13 protein-coding genes are annotated in these 15,779 nt (G+C 54.8%); 9 read left to right on the top strand and 4 right to left on the bottom strand.

Features of this window, described 5'->3' with window-relative positions:
• The first annotated feature begins 25 nt into the window (after positions 1 to 25).
• The 4 genes from atpG (at position 26) to mgtE (ending at position 4,375) form a co-directional block, all read left to right on the top strand.
• Positions 26 to 913 carry a F0F1 ATP synthase subunit gamma gene (atpG, locus tag RO22_RS01940; protein ID WP_009286339.1) on the top strand — a complete coding sequence of 296 codons (888 nt, stop codon included), beginning with the start codon at positions 26 to 28 and terminating at the stop codon, positions 911 to 913.
• Positions 914 to 986: 73 nt separating this feature from the next.
• Complete coding sequence (gene atpD / locus RO22_RS01935) at positions 987 to 2,366, top strand: F0F1 ATP synthase subunit beta (RefSeq protein WP_009286338.1); 1,380 nt, start codon at positions 987 to 989, stop codon at positions 2,364 to 2,366.
• Positions 2,367 to 2,390: 24 nt separating this feature from the next.
• Complete coding sequence (locus tag RO22_RS01930; protein ID WP_027958509.1) at positions 2,391 to 2,819, top strand: F0F1 ATP synthase subunit epsilon; 429 nt, start codon at positions 2,391 to 2,393, stop codon at positions 2,817 to 2,819.
• Positions 2,820 to 2,992: 173 nt separating this feature from the next.
• On the top strand, positions 2,993 to 4,375 hold the full coding sequence (gene mgtE, locus RO22_RS01925) for a magnesium transporter (protein ID WP_009286337.1): 1,383 nt from the start codon (positions 2,993 to 2,995) through the stop codon (positions 4,373 to 4,375).
• Between the two features lie 26 nt (positions 4,376 to 4,401).
• Here the strand turns inward: mgtE and RO22_RS01920 are convergent, their stop codons facing one another.
• Positions 4,402 to 5,595, bottom strand: coding sequence for a cation diffusion facilitator family transporter (locus tag RO22_RS01920; protein ID WP_041157450.1), 1,194 nt, complete (start codon positions 5,593 to 5,595; stop codon positions 4,402 to 4,404).
• 217 nt (positions 5,596 to 5,812) lie between these two features.
• Here RO22_RS01920 and RO22_RS01915 point away from each other — a divergent pair, with 217 nt between their 5' ends.
• The 5 genes from RO22_RS01915 to nhaD all read left to right on the top strand — a co-directional run bounded on the left by RO22_RS01915 (position 5,813) and on the right by nhaD (position 12,807).
• Positions 5,813 to 6,613: an undecaprenyl-diphosphate phosphatase gene (locus tag RO22_RS01915; protein ID WP_041157449.1), complete on the top strand. Its 801-nt coding sequence runs from the start codon at positions 5,813 to 5,815 to the stop codon at positions 6,611 to 6,613.
• Between the two features lie 12 nt (positions 6,614 to 6,625).
• Positions 6,626 to 7,795, top strand: a complete 1,170-nt coding sequence (locus tag RO22_RS01910) for an FAD:protein FMN transferase (RefSeq protein WP_041157448.1) — start codon at positions 6,626 to 6,628, stop codon at positions 7,793 to 7,795.
• A 1-nt stretch (position 7,796) separates the two neighbouring features.
• Positions 7,797 to 9,167: a bifunctional UDP-N-acetylglucosamine diphosphorylase/glucosamine-1-phosphate N-acetyltransferase GlmU gene (gene glmU, locus RO22_RS01905; RefSeq protein ID WP_041157447.1), complete on the top strand. Its 1,371-nt coding sequence runs from the start codon at positions 7,797 to 7,799 to the stop codon at positions 9,165 to 9,167.
• Positions 9,168 to 9,356: 189 nt separating this feature from the next.
• The gene (gene glmS / locus RO22_RS01900; protein WP_041157446.1) at positions 9,357 to 11,183 is read left to right on the top strand and encodes a glutamine--fructose-6-phosphate transaminase (isomerizing); all 1,827 of its coding nucleotides are present in this window, start codon (positions 9,357 to 9,359) and stop codon (positions 11,181 to 11,183) included.
• 157 nt (positions 11,184 to 11,340) lie between these two features.
• Complete coding sequence (gene nhaD, locus RO22_RS01895; protein ID WP_022521061.1) at positions 11,341 to 12,807, top strand: sodium:proton antiporter NhaD; 1,467 nt, start codon at positions 11,341 to 11,343, stop codon at positions 12,805 to 12,807.
• 89 nt (positions 12,808 to 12,896) lie between these two features.
• Here the strand turns inward: nhaD and RO22_RS01890 are convergent, their stop codons facing one another.
• The 3 genes from RO22_RS01890 to RO22_RS01880 form a co-directional block, all read right to left on the bottom strand.
• Positions 12,897 to 13,496: a CBS domain-containing protein gene (locus tag RO22_RS01890; RefSeq protein WP_022521062.1), complete on the bottom strand. Its 600-nt coding sequence runs from the start codon at positions 13,494 to 13,496 to the stop codon at positions 12,897 to 12,899.
• A 131-nt stretch (positions 13,497 to 13,627) separates the two neighbouring features.
• A complete protein-coding gene (locus RO22_RS01885) occupies positions 13,628 to 15,013 on the bottom strand; it encodes an ATP-binding protein (RefSeq protein ID WP_022521063.1) in 1,386 nt (461 codons plus the stop codon).
• A complete protein-coding gene (locus RO22_RS01880) occupies positions 15,010 to 15,690 on the bottom strand; it encodes a response regulator transcription factor (protein WP_041157445.1) in 681 nt (226 codons plus the stop codon). The genes RO22_RS01885 and RO22_RS01880 overlap by 4 nt, the downstream gene beginning before the upstream one ends.
• Positions 15,691 to 15,779 lie beyond the last annotated feature (89 nt).

The following is a 15,779-nucleotide window of genomic DNA, read 5'->3' as shown; positions in this document are numbered from 1 at the left end:
AGCCACGAACGAAGGGTAGATCGCTATGGCAGCTGCAAAAGAGATACGCACCCAGATCGGGAGCATTAAAAATACGCAGAAGATCACCAGCGCCATGGAAATGGTGGCTGCATCTAAAATGCGTAAAGCGCAAGATCTGATGAGAGCTAGTCAGCCTTACGCTAAGCAGATCCGCAATGTGGTCGGCCACATTGCCGACGCGAACCCCGAGTACAGGCACGACTATATGGTCGAGCGTAGCGAGGTTAAGCGCGTTGGTTACATTGTGGTCTCTACAGACCGTGGTCTGTGCGGTGGCTTGAACCACAACCTCTTCAAAGCCTTACTTAAACAGGCCAGCGAGTGGAAAAAGCAGGGCGCAGAGCAGGATTTTTGCGCTTTGGGCGCTAAGGCCAGCACCTTTTTCCGCAACTACGGTGGCAATTTGGTGGCGGCGAAGAGTGGTTTAGGCGAAGCCCCGACCGTTGAAGGTCTGATTGGCAGTATTAAGGTCATGCTCGAAGCGTACGATGAAGGACGTCTCGACCGGCTTTACGTGGTGCACAACGAGTTTGTGAACACCATGACCCAAAAGCCAGTGGTTCGTCAGCTTCTTCCGCTGTCGCCTGATATGGGCGCAGACGCTGAGCAAGACGACGAAAACGCCCGTCCCGGAAGCTGGGACTACCTGTATGAACCGGATGCCAAGGCGTTGCTCGATAGCCTGCTGGTTCGTTTCATCGAATCGCAGGTGTATCAGGCGGTAGTGGAAAACGGCGCTTGCGAACAAGCCGCCCGAATGATCGCTATGAAAAGTGCCACTGACAACGCAGGCGGCCTTATCGACGATCTGGAGATGGTCTACAACAAGGCCCGCCAGGCCGCCATCACCCAGGAAATTTCTGAGATCGTCGGCGGCGCTGCTGCCGTATAACGCCTAGGGAGCCGACGCTTTTAGCGGCTCCCGGCAGACAGGTTTCATTTGCAGGTTTTAGAGAGGAACCAAGATGAGCGGACGTATCGTACAAATCATCGGCGCGGTGATTGACGTAGAGTTTCCGCGGGACTCTGTGCCCAAGGTCTACGACGCGCTGAAGGTCTCCGATGTTGAGACCATCCTCGAAGTCCAGCAGCAGCTGGGCGACGGCGTGGTGCGCACCATCGCCATGGGCTCCACTGAGGGCTTGAAGCGTGGCATGGACGTGACCAGCACAGGTGCCGCCATTTCCGTACCGGTAGGTAAGGAAACGCTGGGCCGTATTATGAACGTACTCGGCGAACCGATCGACGAAGCGGGACCGATCGGTGAGCAAGAGCGTATGCCGATCCACCGTAAAGCACCGAGCTATGCCGACCAAGCAGCTTCTAACGAGCTGCTGGAAACCGGTATCAAGGTTATCGACTTGGTCTGCCCGTTCGCTAAGGGTGGTAAAGTTGGCCTGTTCGGCGGCGCCGGTGTCGGTAAGACCGTTAACATGATGGAGCTTATCCGCAACATCGCCACCGAGCACAGCGGCTACTCTGTATTCGCCGGTGTTGGTGAGCGTACGCGTGAGGGTAACGACTTCTATCACGAAATGACTGAATCCAACGTTATCGATAAGGTATCGCTGGTTTATGGTCAGATGAACGAACCCCCGGGTAACCGTCTGCGCGTAGCGTTGACCGGCCTGACCATCGCTGAGAAATTCCGTGATGAAGGCCGCGACGTTCTACTGTTCGTCGATAACATCTACCGCTACACCCTGGCGGGTACCGAAGTATCGGCACTGTTGGGTCGTATGCCATCAGCGGTAGGTTATCAGCCTACGCTGGCTGAAGAGATGGGCGTTCTGCAGGAGCGTATTACCTCGACGAAAACCGGCTCAATCACCTCCGTACAGGCCGTTTACGTACCTGCGGATGACTTGACCGACCCGTCGCCGGCGACCACCTTCTCGCACCTGGATGCTACCGTGGTATTGGCACGTTCTATCGCCGAGCTGGGTATCTATCCGGCGATCGACCCGTTGGACTCCACCTCACGTCAGTTGGATCCGCTGGTCGTCGGTGAAGAGCACTACGCCACCGCTCGTGGTGTGCAGAACGTTCTTCAACGCTACAAAGAGCTTAAGGATATTATCGCCATTCTGGGGATGGACGAGCTGTCTGACGAAGACAAGTTGGCCGTTTCCCGGGCGCGTAAAATCCAGCGCTTCTTGTCGCAGCCGTTCTTCGTGGCCGAAGTATTTACCGGTTCACCAGGTAAGTATGTCTCACTGAAAGACACCATCAGTGGCTTCCAGGGCATTCTTGCTGGCGAATACGACGATATGCCGGAACAGGCCTTCTATATGGTCGGCTCCATCGACGAAGCCGTCGAGAAAGCCAACCAGATGAAGAAGTAATCCCGTCCATTAGGGGGATTCGCTATGGCGAATAGCTTTACTTGCAATATCGTCAGCGCTGAAGCATCGATCTTCTCAGGTACCGTTGAGCAGGTGATTGCTTCCGGGATTATGGGTGACCTGGGTGTTTTGCCGGGTCACGCCCCGCTGCTGACCGAGCTTCAGCCGGGTCCGGTACGCGTGATTCACGATGGCGGCAAGGAAGAGAACTTCTTTGTCTCGGGGGGCTTCATGGAAGTCCAGCCGAATGTCGTGACGATTCTGGCCGACTCTGCATCACGTGCCAGCGACCTCAACGAGGCCGCTGCCGAAGAAGCGCGTCAGCAGGCGCTGAGAGCCTTTAATGAGAAGTCATCGGAGCTCGATTATACTCGTGCTGCCGCTGAACTTGCCGAAGCCGTTGCACAGCTGCGAACGATTCAGCAGCTGCGTAAAAAGGCGGGTAAAGGCTAATACTCACGCACTTGGCGTGTGTCCAACGCCCCTTAAACCCGCTACCAGGGTTTAAGGGGCGTTTTTTTGTTTGGCAGTCAAATAAGTAAGTATGATGAGTTTGGTCAGTAGAATGGGCTGGGTGATGGATTAGCTCGGCAGCACGACGCTTGTAAGCGCAAGGGGGGAGAATCATGGCACTGAATGATGAAAGCCTACAGGAATTAAAAGCCGAGCTGCTCGACGAGTTGGGCAAGGAAGTGCCCAGTAAATCGGTGCTCTCTTTGCGTTTGGCCGAAACCCGCTCCGCGGATATCGGTGAAGTGCTCGAAGAGATGATCGAGGATGACGAAGAGCTGCCTGCTGCGCTCGCCCTTCTGGATATTCTTTCTGCGGAACGGGCAGCCAATGTGTTGGGCTATTTGCCTGGGGAGAGCCAGCTCGAGGTGGTAGGAAAGCTGGATGACAGCCAGGTTCTCAAGCTGCTCGAAGAAATGGGGTCGGACGAACGTGCCGATCTGTTCAATCTTCTCAATGAAGACCGTCGTGAGGCACTGCTGCGTCGCATGGCTCACCGCGAGCGAGAAGACCTGAAGCGGCTTGCCAGCTACGAAGAGGGTACCGCCGGCGCCATCATGACCTCTGACTATGTCTCCATAGCCAGTGGCATGACGGTGTCGCAGGCGATGATGAGGGTACGCCAGACCGCTCCCGACGCGGAAACGGTCTATCAGCTGTATATCCTGGATAGCGACGGACAACTGATCGGTACCATGTCGCTGCGTCAGCTTATGGTGGCACGCCCCGGCGCCATTGTTGATGACATTATGATCAAGGATGTCATCAGTACACGGGTTGATAGTGCCCAGGAAGATGTCGCCCGTATTGTAGCGAAGTATGACTTGTTGGCGCTGCCAGTGATCGATGCCGATGAACGCATGGTCGGTATCGTGACCCACGATGACGCGATGGATGTCGCTGAATCCGAGGCGACAGAGGATTTCCACAAGGGGATGTCGATCGGCCAACTGGAAGATGGCGTAAGCCGTGTGAAGCTCTGGAGCCTCTACCGTAAGCGCGTATTCTGGCTGGTACTGCTGGTCTTTGCCAATCTGTTTTCGGGGGCCGGGATTGCCTATTTTGAAGAGACCATTGCCGCCCAGGTAGCACTGGTATTCTTTTTACCGTTATTGATCGGTAGTGGCGGTAACGCCGGGGCTCAGGCAGCCACGTTGATGGTGCGCGGCATGGCGACCGGTGACGTTGGCGTCAAAGATTGGGGCAAACTACTGGGCCGCGAGCTACTTGTCGCCGGGTCACTGGGTATCACCATGGCCATCGCGGTAACGCCTATTGGCATTATGCGCGGGGGAGAAGAGCTGGCAATGGTGGTCGCCTTGAGCATGGTGACCATCGTGCTGTTTGGCAGCTTGTTGGGGATGTGCCTGCCGTTCGTACTCGAGCGCTTTAAGGTCGACCCTGCCACGGCATCAGCACCGCTGGTCACCACCTTGATTGATGCCTCTGGGGTGGTGATCTACTTCAGCATCGCCACACTGCTGTTGACGGGGTTATAAGAGGAAACAACCAGCGGGTAGTGGCTCTAGCGCATCGAGCTACTGGCGGCGCGGGTGATAAACAGCACCTCGACGTGGCCGAGCCACTCGATATCGCTAGCCAGCGCTTTTAGTTGGCTAGCGAGGCACTGGGGCGGCTGATGCACTGCGTCATCAATGATCAATGATACCGACACCTTATCGTCCAAGTAGTGCAACTGGAGCTCGTTCAGGGTGCGCCACACAGGGTGCTTGTACCAGCGTGCATCCAGGGCAGCCTCTACTTCAGGGCGGAGCGGAAGGCCGGGAAGGCGGCTAGGATCACCCGCCCCGGCGTCGTCTTCGGGGTCAACGTGGAATATCACGTCGGTCAGTGCGGGAAACTCATGGCGTAGGCGACGGCTGACTTCGTTACCGATTTCGTGGGCTTCCGACACGGTAATTTTCGGCCCGACCACCACGTGTAGGTCGACCATTACCCAGCCGGCGGATTGCCTGGTACGCAGATCGTGGACACTATCCACCCCCGGAACGCTGCAGGCAACATCGTGCATCTGATCCTGTACGTCCTCTGGTAGCGCGGTATCCACCAATTCCCGCGCCGACTCCCACAGCAAGTCCAAACCTACCTTGCCGACTAATAAACCCACAATGATGGCGGCCACGGCATCCAGCCAACCCAAGCCAAACTGGGCGCCCACCAAGGCTACCAACACCACGGCAGTGGATAATGCATCACTGCGCGAGTGCCAGGCGTTGGCTTCGAGTAACTTTGACTTTACTCGCTTGGCAACCCGCATGGTGTAGCGAAAAATCCACTCTTTGCTAAACAGCGCGATGACAGTAATCACGATTGCCAGCGCGCCAGGGGCGTTAACGTCGGCGCCGCTAAACAGGCGATCCAGGCTCGACCAGGCAATCGCGCCAGCCACGAAAATCAGTACGCTTCCCAGCAGCAGGGTCGTCAGGGTTTCGATACGGCCGTGGCCGTAGTGGTGGTCTTTATCGGGCTCCTGACGCCCATAGTGAATGGCCGCCAGGACAAAGCCGTCGGTGACTAAATCAGATAGGGAGTGGATGCCGTCGGCAATCAACGCCGCTGAACCGACCATAAAACCGATCACGACTTTGACGATGCTTAATAGGGCATCTAGCCACGCACCGATGTAGGTAACACGCTTGGCCTCTTGGCTAAGTCGCGCTTGGTCGTGAACCACTGGCGTTTCGATGGTCTGAGTCATGGGTACCTTGCAAGGACGCACGCATTCAATAGACGCCTATTGTAGCGCACTCCTTATATCCTCTATAGCCTCCACTGCTTTCAGGCTGTGAAACGATACCTTTGTGTGTCAGTGGTGGCTAGTCTCAGCAAAGGCAATGGCGGACAACGAATAGGTGGATGTGTATCCTTAAGCGCCATTGCAACCATTAAATTGTTTCTATGCACAGGATTTTTTTATGGATTGGCTCCAGGTGGTGGTGTTAGCGGTTGTTCAGGGAGTGTCAGAATTTTTACCCGTTTCAAGCTCTGCCCACCTAATCTTGGTGCCTGTGCTGACAGAGTGGCAAGATCAAGGCCTAGCCTTTGATGTTGCCCTACATTTAGGCAGCCTCTCCGCGGTGATTATCTATTTCCGGCAGGAAATTTGGCAGATGGTCATTAGCAGCTTGGCTGCGCTCAGCGGCAAAGGAGTGAACGAAGACGCACGACTGGCTTTATGGGTGACGTTAGCGACCATCCCGGTGGGGCTTATTGGTTTACTACTGCACGATGTTATTTCTCATTTTATGCGCTCTACGCTGATTATCGGCTTCAGTTTAATTGGTTTCGGGCTATTGTTGGGGTATGCCGATTGGCGTAAAGAGGGTACGCGCAGCGAGTACCAACTGCGTTTGAAGGATGTGCTGATTATTGGTGGTGCCCAGGCGCTAGCACTCATCCCAGGAACCTCGCGCTCGGGGATTACCATTACCGCGGCGCTGATGGTGGGCATGAACCGAGAAGGCGCCTCGCGCTTCTCTTTCTTATTATCAATCCCGGTGATTGTGCTGGCAGGTGGCCTAGAAGCAGTAGGGCTGTTTAGCGTTCCACAGTCGATTGATTGGATCGCGATGTTGGCGGGCACCCTGTTATCGGGAATAAGCGCGTATTTGTGTATTCACTACTTTCTGGTGGTTATAAAAAAATTGGGAATGCAGCCCTTTGTGATTTATCGCGTGCTGTTCGGCGTCTGGCTGCTGTGGTTCTTTTATTTTTAGGATAAAGCAACGATGAAAAAGGCTGTTGAACGCACAGCAAGGTGGGGACGTGCACTGATCGTAACGGGCTCACTGCTGGGCTTGGGGTTAGGCGTGGCAGGCTGCTCAGAGAGTGATCGACCGCTGGAACCACCGGTACGCTTTGATGGCAATATTTTCGGCACCTTCTACCAGGTGACCATTATGGATCCGCTTACTCAGGGCGAGTCTCTTGAATTGGAAGAGGGCTTTAAAGCAGAGTTGGAGAGCGTTGATCAGGCGATGTCGACCTACCGGGATGACTCGGAGCTGATCGCCTTCAACGAAGCGCCTTTAGATGAGTGGCAGCCGCTCTCCAATGAGCTTATTGACGTGCTTGCGATTAGCCAATCCGTCGCTGAAGCCAGCCACGGCGCTTTTGATATTACTGTAGGCGACCTGGTCAATTTATGGAGCTTTGGCCCCGGTGCACGGCCTGAAACCGTCCCTTCCGACGATGCCCTGTCCGAGGAGCTTGCCCAGGTAGGCATTGATGCGCTAGAAATCGACACCCAAAATATGCAGGCGCGGCGTACCCGCGATGTGTTTGTCGACCTTTCCGGCGTGGCCAAAGGCCATGGAACTGACCGCGTAGCTGCTTACCTGGAACAGCAGGGGCTGGAGCACTACTTAGTCAATATTGGCGGAGAACTGATCGCCCGCGGCCTGCGCGATGAGGAAGAACAAACGCCCTGGCAGATTGGCATTGAGGTGCCTGAAGATGTTCAGCAGCGTGCTCAGCATATTATCCCGCTAGAGAGTATGTCGGTGGCCACCTCGGGTGATTACCGCAACTATTTTGAAGTGAATGGCCAGCGCTTTTCCCACACCATTGATCCGCGCACGGGGCGGCCGGTGACCCACCAGCTTGCCTCGGTGTCTGTTTTCCATCCCTCCAATGCCTGGGCAGATGCCTGGGCGACGGCGCTACTGGTGGTTGGCGAGCAGGAGGCGATGCAACTGGCCATTGAGAATAACCTTAAAGTGCTTTTGCTCGTGCGTGATGGCGAGCAGTGGCGCAGCATTGCTAGCCCGGAATTTGTTAATTATTTTGGGGAAACGCTGGTTAATGAGTTGGGCATTGAACAACGACGAACCCCAGCGACCAACAGTCCCGCCACAGACAGCCCGGCGCCCGCTGACCCATCAGTAATAGGTGAATAGTATGCAAGAACTGGATATTGTCATTCTCGCCGCGGGTAAAGGCACGCGGATGCGTTCACAAATTCCTAAAGTGTTGCATCCCTTGGCCGGCAAGCCAATGGTGCAGCACGTGCTGGATACCGCTTCAGGGTTGCAGCCGGATCGCACCCATGTCGTTATTGGTCATGGCGCTGACCAACTGCGCGAAGTGCTGGCAGAAAAGCCTGTAAAGTTTGCCGTTCAGGCCGAGCAGAAGGGCACCGGACACGCGGTGGCGCAAGCGCTCGAGCAGTTAGGGAGCGGTAAGGTGTTAATCCTTTACGGCGATGTACCGCTGCTGCAGCGGGAATCCCTGAGCGAGCTGTTGGCCCATGTGGATGAGCAGCACATGGGGCTGTTGACGGTAACGCTAGCTGACCCCACGGGCTATGGGCGAATTGTGCGTGACGACGCAGGCGAAGCAGTGGCGATTGTTGAGCAAAAAGATGCCAGCAGCGCCGAGCTTGCGATTACCGAATGCAATACCGGTATTATGGCCATGACGAGTGCCCAGCTTAAACGCTGGTTACCGCAGCTCTCCGCAGAAAATGCCCAGGGTGAGTACTATCTGACCGATGTAATTGCCATGGCCGCAGCGGAAGGCATCAAGGTATGTACTGCCCAACCGGCCTCCGCCGTTGAAGTGGAAGGGGTTAATAATCGAGCGCAAATGGCCCGCTTGGAGCGCGTTTATCAACGCCAGTTTGCCGATAAGTTAATGGCACAAGGAGTGGCACTTGCCGACCCCGAACGGCTCGATGTGCGCGGACGTTTGACCTGCGGTCACGATGTGTTTATCGATGTGGGTTGTGTATTTGAAGGCGAAGTTGAACTAGGCGAGGGCGTGCGCATAGGCCCCTACTGCGTGATCAAAAACAGCACCATTGGTGCAGAGAGCGTGATAGAGCCCCACAGCGTGATAGACGGCACCGTGGCAGCTGGCCTGAACCAGGTTGGCCCCTTTGCGCGACTTCGCCCAGGGACGCGGCTAGCAGTAAAAGCCAAGGTGGGAAATTTCGTTGAAACCAAAAACGCCGATGTGGGTGAGGGCAGTAAGATCAATCACTTAAGCTATGTCGGTGATGCCCGATTGGGGCGTGACGTGAACGTGGGGGCAGGCACGATCACCTGTAACTATGACGGCGCTAACAAGCACCACACCGATATTGGTGATAACGCCTTCATCGGTTCGAACACCGCCTTGGTCGCACCTGTTTCGGTAGGCAAAGGCGCTACCATAGGGGCTGGATCTACGATTGCTAAAGATGTCACCGACTACGCGTTGGCCGTTACGCGAGGCCGTCAGCTAGAAAAAATTGATTGGCTGCGTCCTAGTAAAGTGACAAAGCCATAGGGCGAGAAGGAAGCAATTAAAGAGGGCTCTTGAGTCAGTCTTTAAAACAGCACTTAAAATCGTTTTTAAAATGGTGCTAAGAATCATTAAAAAGACGTATTCATAATCAATGGCCGTCGTTCTACCGTTCAGCGGGTTGGTCGAGTAGCGTTTGTGAAGAACTCTGGTTAATAAACTAGGAGAGTGATTATGTGTGGCATTGTGGCCGCCGTTGCCCAGCGCAACGTCCAAGAAATTCTATTAGAAGGACTAAAACGCCTGGAATATCGCGGCTACGATTCAGCCGGTATGACGGTGTTCAACGACGGCGTATTAACCCGCCATCGTGCGCTTGGAAAAGTGGCGGCGCTTACCGCTCAATTGGATAAGGCCGCGCTACCGGGTTTTTCGGGTATCGCGCATACCCGCTGGGCAACCCACGGTAAACCCTCTGAGGCCAATGCGCACCCGCACCACAGTAGCGATCAGGTTGCCGTTGTGCATAACGGTATCATTGAGAACTACGAGGCTATAAAAGAGAGCCTCCAGCGCAGTGGCTATGCGTTTAGCTCAGAAACCGATACCGAAGTAATTGCTCACTTACTCTTCGAAAAGCTGGCTGATGGGCTCAGCCTGTTTGATGCTACCCAGCAGATCGTTAACGGCTTAGGCGGCGCCTACGCACTGGGCGTAATGTGTGCTCAAGAACCTGGCGTGGTGGTTGGCGCGCGCCAGGGTAGTCCGCTGGTGGTCGGTGTGGGGATTAATGAGGCCTTTTTAGCCTCTGACCCGCTGGCGCTGCTGCCGGTCACAGATCGTTTTATTTACCTTGAAGAGGGCGATTTGGTCGAGCTGCGCGAGCAGGGTGCCATTCGCATTGTGGATCGCCACGGTAACGACGTCGAGCGCCCTATCCATACCTTTGAGCACGGCGATGGCGCGGCCAGTAAGGGCAATTATCGCCACTATATGCTCAAAGAGATTTTCGAGCAGCCAACGGTGATTGAGGCGGCACTAGAGGGGCGGCTGAGCGCTCAAAGCGTGTTAATAGAGAGCTTTGGCCCCGATGCGCTGGCGCTTTTCCAGCGCACTCGCCACGTGCATATCATTGCCTGCGGCACCAGCTACCATGCGGGGCTGGTGGCGCGCTATTGGCTGGAGCGCTATGCGGGGGTGCCGGTGCAGGTCGAGGTGGCCTCTGAATATCGCTACCGCCACCCGGTCGTGCCCGAAGGCACGCTGTTTGTCACCCTCTCCCAGTCCGGCGAAACCGCCGATACCCTGGCCGCGTTACGCTTTGCTAAAACCCTCAACTATGTGGGTTCGCTGGCGATTTGTAACGTGCCCGGTAGTTCGCTGGTGCGGGAGTCGGATATGTCTCTCATGACCCGCGCGGGCCCTGAAATTGGCGTGGCCTCTACCAAAGCCTTTACTACCCAGTTAGTGGCGTTAATGCTGCTGACGCTTTCGGTCAGTAAAGCCAAAAATCAGGTTGAGTATCCGGGTATTATCGCTGCGCTGCGCACGTTGCCGGAGGTGTGTCAGCGGGTGTTGGCGTTGGATAGCCAGATCGAAATACTTTCCCAAGCGTTTGCAGAGAAACATCATGCGCTCTTCTTGGGGCGCGGAGCTCACTATCCGATTGCCCTTGAAGGGGCGTTAAAGCTCAAAGAGATTTCCTATATTCATGCCGAGGCGTATCCCGCAGGGGAGTTAAAGCATGGCCCGCTGGCGCTAGTGGATAGCGAAATGCCAGTGATATCGGTCGCCCCCAACGATGATCTGCTTGAAAAGCTAAAATCCAACCTTCAGGAAGTCCGTGCCCGCGGCGGCAAACTGTTTGTGTTCGCCGATGAAAGCGTGGGTATCGACGTCCAGGAAGATATTCGTGTGCTGACCCTGCCACACGTGCACGAAGCGCTGGCGCCGCTGCTGTATACCCTGCCGCTACAGCTATTGAGTTACCACGTGGCCGTGCTCAAAGGTACCGATGTTGACCAGCCGCGTAATCTGGCCAAGAGTGTGACGGTGGAGTGACGACGACGCCAAACCTTGTGAGTAGTTGAACTAATAAAAATGCTTTACGAGATGCGGCAATAAGTCGCATCTTATGCGCAACCGTTGCGTTGCAGCATGTCATTAGGGTGCTTATGATCGTGGCGGTCTTTTTCCCTTCTGATTGGATAACATCGCCATGAAACCACCAAACGTCCACGTAACCCGGCATTATGCTAGCCGGGTCGCTTGGTTGTTGCTCGCCTGCACGCTTTTTGTCTTTCCTTCCCTCTCTTATGCCGCCGCTGGGCCCCTTGATCTTACTCTTTCACTTGCCGGTATCTCTTCTGTCGTGATCTTCGTGCTCGCCTATGCGTTGGTGATGAGTGAAGAGCTACTGCATATGCGTAAGTCTAAGCCGGTGCTGGTTGCGGCAGGGCTTATCTGGGCGCTAGTGGCCTGGGTCTATGTACAAGCGGGGATGCCGGAAGAGGCGGAAACCGCCTTCCGTGAAACACTGCTTGAATACGCTGAGCTACTGCTGTTTTTGCTGGTGGCAATGACCTATATCAACGCCATGGAAGAGCGTCGGGTATTTGATGCGCTACGTTCTTGGCTAGTGCGTAAAGGCTTCAGCTATCGCTCCTTGTTCTGGATTACCGGTGTCATGGCATTCGGTATTTCGGCGATTGCCAACAATATGACCACCGCCATGCTGATGTGCGCCGTGGTACTCAAAGTGGCCGAGGGTGATAATAAGTTTATCGGCCTTTGCTGTGTCAATGTGGTGGTAGCTTCTAACGCGGGTGGTGCTTTTAGCCCATTTGGCGATATCACCACGCTGATGGTGTGGCAGGCGGGCCAAGTACCATTTGAAGGCTTCTTCGCGCTGCTGCTTCCGGCGGTGGTTAATTTCATGGTACCTGCGGTTATCATGAATTTCTTTATCGTCAATCGTCAGCCTGCTTCGCTTAAAGAGAATGTCTGGCTCAAGCGCGGCGCACGGCGAATTATCGTACTGTTTTTGATTACCGTGGCCATCTCGGTACTGTGCCATTCTATCCTCTACTTACCGCCTGCCATGGGCATGATGTTTGGTTTAGGCCTGCTGCAGTTCTTTGGTTACTACCTACGCCGCAGCCTGCCGCGTTCGCTTGAACGCAAGCGTGAGCGCTACTCCCGCCGGGGCGATTGGAAGAAGCTGGAGCAGCTAGGTAGCGTGGTTCCCTTCGATATTTTCAGCCGTATCGCTCGTTCCGAGTGGGATACGCTGCTGTTCTTCTACGGGGTTGTAATGTGTGTGGGTGGCCTTGGCTTTATGGGCTACCTCAGCCTGCTTTCCGAAACGCTCTACGGCAGTTGGAACCCGGTGTGGGCGAACGTGGTGCTGGGGCTTATCTCGGCAGTCGTGGACAACATCCCGGTGATGTTCGCAGTACTTTCCATGGCCCCGGATATGACGGAGGGTAACTGGCTGTTGATTACCTTAACCGCAGGCGTGGGGGGTAGTTTGCTCTCTATGGGCTCAGCCGCGGGGGTTGCCCTTATGGGGCAGGCGCGAGGTATTTATACCTTTGCCGTACACCTTCGCTGGGTACCGGCAATATTGCTGGGCTATGCCGCCAGCATTGCGACGCATCTTTGGATTAACGGCGCGTTGTTTTAAACGCTGTATAGCAAACTGAAAACGCCCCTCACTGAGTAACCAGTGAGGGGCGTTTCTAGATGTAAATTAAATGGGTTAACGATCAGTCGTTATAGATCGTGGCCAGTTATGACTTGGCAAATATCAGCGAAGCTTTTCGCCATAGGCACCGGGTTGATTTCTTTACCTACCGCGCTCTGTATATCACTGGCTGAGATAATGCCGCGAATTCTAAGTTCGTGGTTATCGTTTTGCTCTGTGATTAACAGGTGTTGATCGGTCACGGCTTCCATCGACAGCACCAGATCCTCAATGGTCAGCGATGCCAGCTGGGTGATGGTCATGGCGCTAAGCTTGTGCCACGGGGTCATGATCATTTCAGCGGTCACTTCTTCGCGGCTGAGGTTACGCTGCTGCATGGCGATGTTGATACGCCGCGTACCAATCACTTCTTTTGAGTTAATAATTCCGATGCAGTGCGCTTGGTGATCCATCACGAACAGCAGTCTTACACCGCTATAACGCATCTTGAGATGCGCCTCGTCGATAGGCGTGTCGGCATCAACGGATTGAGGCATGACTTGGGAAAAGTCGGTCAGTACCGTCATCGCTGGGCTAGTAGGCAGTAGCCGCCGCGCAGTTGGCTTGGCTAGCAGTGGTGCTGAGCCTAGTTGAATTAAGGGTTTAGGTGAAAAAGTCACTTGGTTCATCAGGGTACCTCCATGTGGAGAAAAGAGGGAGCCGTGGGTGTCTGGCTCGCCTTGCACCTCCACAGTTGCACGCAATTCTTATCGCAACCTTAAGAGACTCATAAAACTCAGTTTAGCAAGAAAAGAGGGTGCTACTCCTCTTTTAGGCGCTGTAAAACAATACGCACACGCAATCCCCCACTGGGGGCATCATCAAGCTGAAGGGTTCCGCCATGGCGTGTGACCAGCCGCTCAACGATGGAAAGTCCTAATCCTGAACCAGCACTGGGGCCCGAGCGTTGAAAGCGCTCAACCACTTTTTTGCGTTCATTGATTGGTATCCCCGGGCCTTGGTCATCCACCGTTAATTGAAAGCTTTGTGGCGTCGTCGCTAGGGTGATGCTGATGACACTATGGTTAGGCGAGTGTTGGATAGCATTACCGACTAGATTCTGTACCAGGGTTTCAATGGCACCGGGCTCTTCTAATATCGACCAATCTGCCTGCTCATCTGCATTTAACAGCAGTTGCTGTTCGCGCTCAGCGGCCAGCGGCGAAAGCTTAGCAAGGGTCTCACGCACTTCACTAAGCAACTGGCTAGTGCGGTATTCAGGCTGCGACTCCTCTTCAGGCTCCAGGCGAGCCAGCGTTAAGAGTTGGGTAACCAAGCGCGTGGCCCGTGCAACGCCGCCGCGAAGGTGACTGAGTGCCTCCTGACGATCTTCAAGATTGTCGGCAGTCAGGGCATTCTGGGCGTGTAGATCAAGCACTGCTAACGGGGTACGTAATTCATGGGCGGCATCGGCAATAAAGCGCTTTTCACGCACGCGCATTATGCGGATTCGCTCTAACAGCCGGTTGAGCGCACCGGCGATAGTATCTAGTTCCTGGGGCAGTGGGCTGAGGGTGAGGGGCTGTAAATTATGCGGATCACGATTGCGAATTTGCTCGGCCATGCGCAACAGTGGTACCAAGCCCCAGCCAATCGACCACCACAGCAGGGCGGTGAGTAGCGGCAGGCCAATCAGGTCGGGCAGTAACGTGCGCAATGCTACCGCCCTGATCAGCTCCCCGCGAACGTCTTCGCGCTCGCTAACCACAATCCGCTGTATGGAGTTGGGGATGTCGAGTACATAAATGCGCCATTGGATCTCATCAATAGACTGACTAGTGAAACCCAAAGGGAGATCGGCCAACGGCGACTCAGGGGCATTAGCTGAGCGCAACAGGAGGCGGTTCCGTTCCCATAGCTGAAAGCCCAGCTGGCTATCCGCCCGGTAACCTGCAAAGCGTCGATCAGATCTCGCCGTTTTGCCTAGAGCGCTTTCTAGGCTGTTGAGCAGTACTCCCCGGGCCTCATCTGGCAGCGGTGCTTGCAACAAGCCTTCTAATAAGCGCGCATTTTGTTCAAGACTGGCATCGTACAGTGCTTCAATTTCATGGGCAGCGTAGCGATAGCTGATAAAGCCAATCACCAGCATGCTAATGCCAAACACCAGCAGCGCTAGCCCCAGAGTGCGTTGGCGGATAGAGGTCATGAGTGCTGATCCTGGTCCGTTTTATCCATTACGTAACCAATGCCGCGTAGTGTGCGAATCAGGTGAGGAAAGAATTTTCGCCGAAGGTGGTGCACATGTACTTCAATGGCATTGCTTTCTACATCTTCATCCCAGCCATAGACCAAGCGCGTTAGGGTATCGCGGGTGAACACTCGCCCAGGGTGACTCATAAACTCTTGCAGCAGGGTTAATTCCCGTCGTGATAACACCACGGGTTTCCCCTGGTAGCTAACCTGCATGGTTAACGGATCAAGGCGAATACCTCGGCACTCCAGGGCGCTGTTTACCTGGTCACTGCTACGTCTCAACAAGGCTCTCAGGCGGGCTTTTAATTCAGCGACCTCAAACGGCTTGGTTAAATAATCATCGGCACCTGCATCCAACCCGGCGATACGTTCATCGACGGCATCGCGAGCGGTTAATACCAAAATGGGCGCGCGATTGCCCAGCCGCCGCACGGCTTCCAGTACCTGCATACCATCCATACGCGGTAGCCCCAGATCGAGAATGACCGCATCAAAAGGTTCACCTTCCTTTAACGCGGCCAAGGCGCTAACGCCATCACTCAGGTGATCCACCGTGAAATTCTCGGGCTTTAATGCCAAGCGAATGCCCGAGGCTAAGCTCGGATCGTCTTCTACCAACAATATACGCATGGCGGGATGGTTACTCCTTTAAATCATTCGCTGCCATTAACCTTTGAAATAAGCACGGATAAGGGTGGCGTGCAAAGGCTTAGGCCGTC

The organism is Halomonas sp. KHS3 (assembly GCF_000830495.1).
Classification (GTDB): Bacteria; Pseudomonadota; Gammaproteobacteria; order Pseudomonadales; family Halomonadaceae; genus Vreelandella; species Vreelandella titanicae.
The sequence above is the reverse complement of the archived record's forward strand: the minus strand, read 5'-3'. Positions and strand labels throughout refer to the sequence as shown.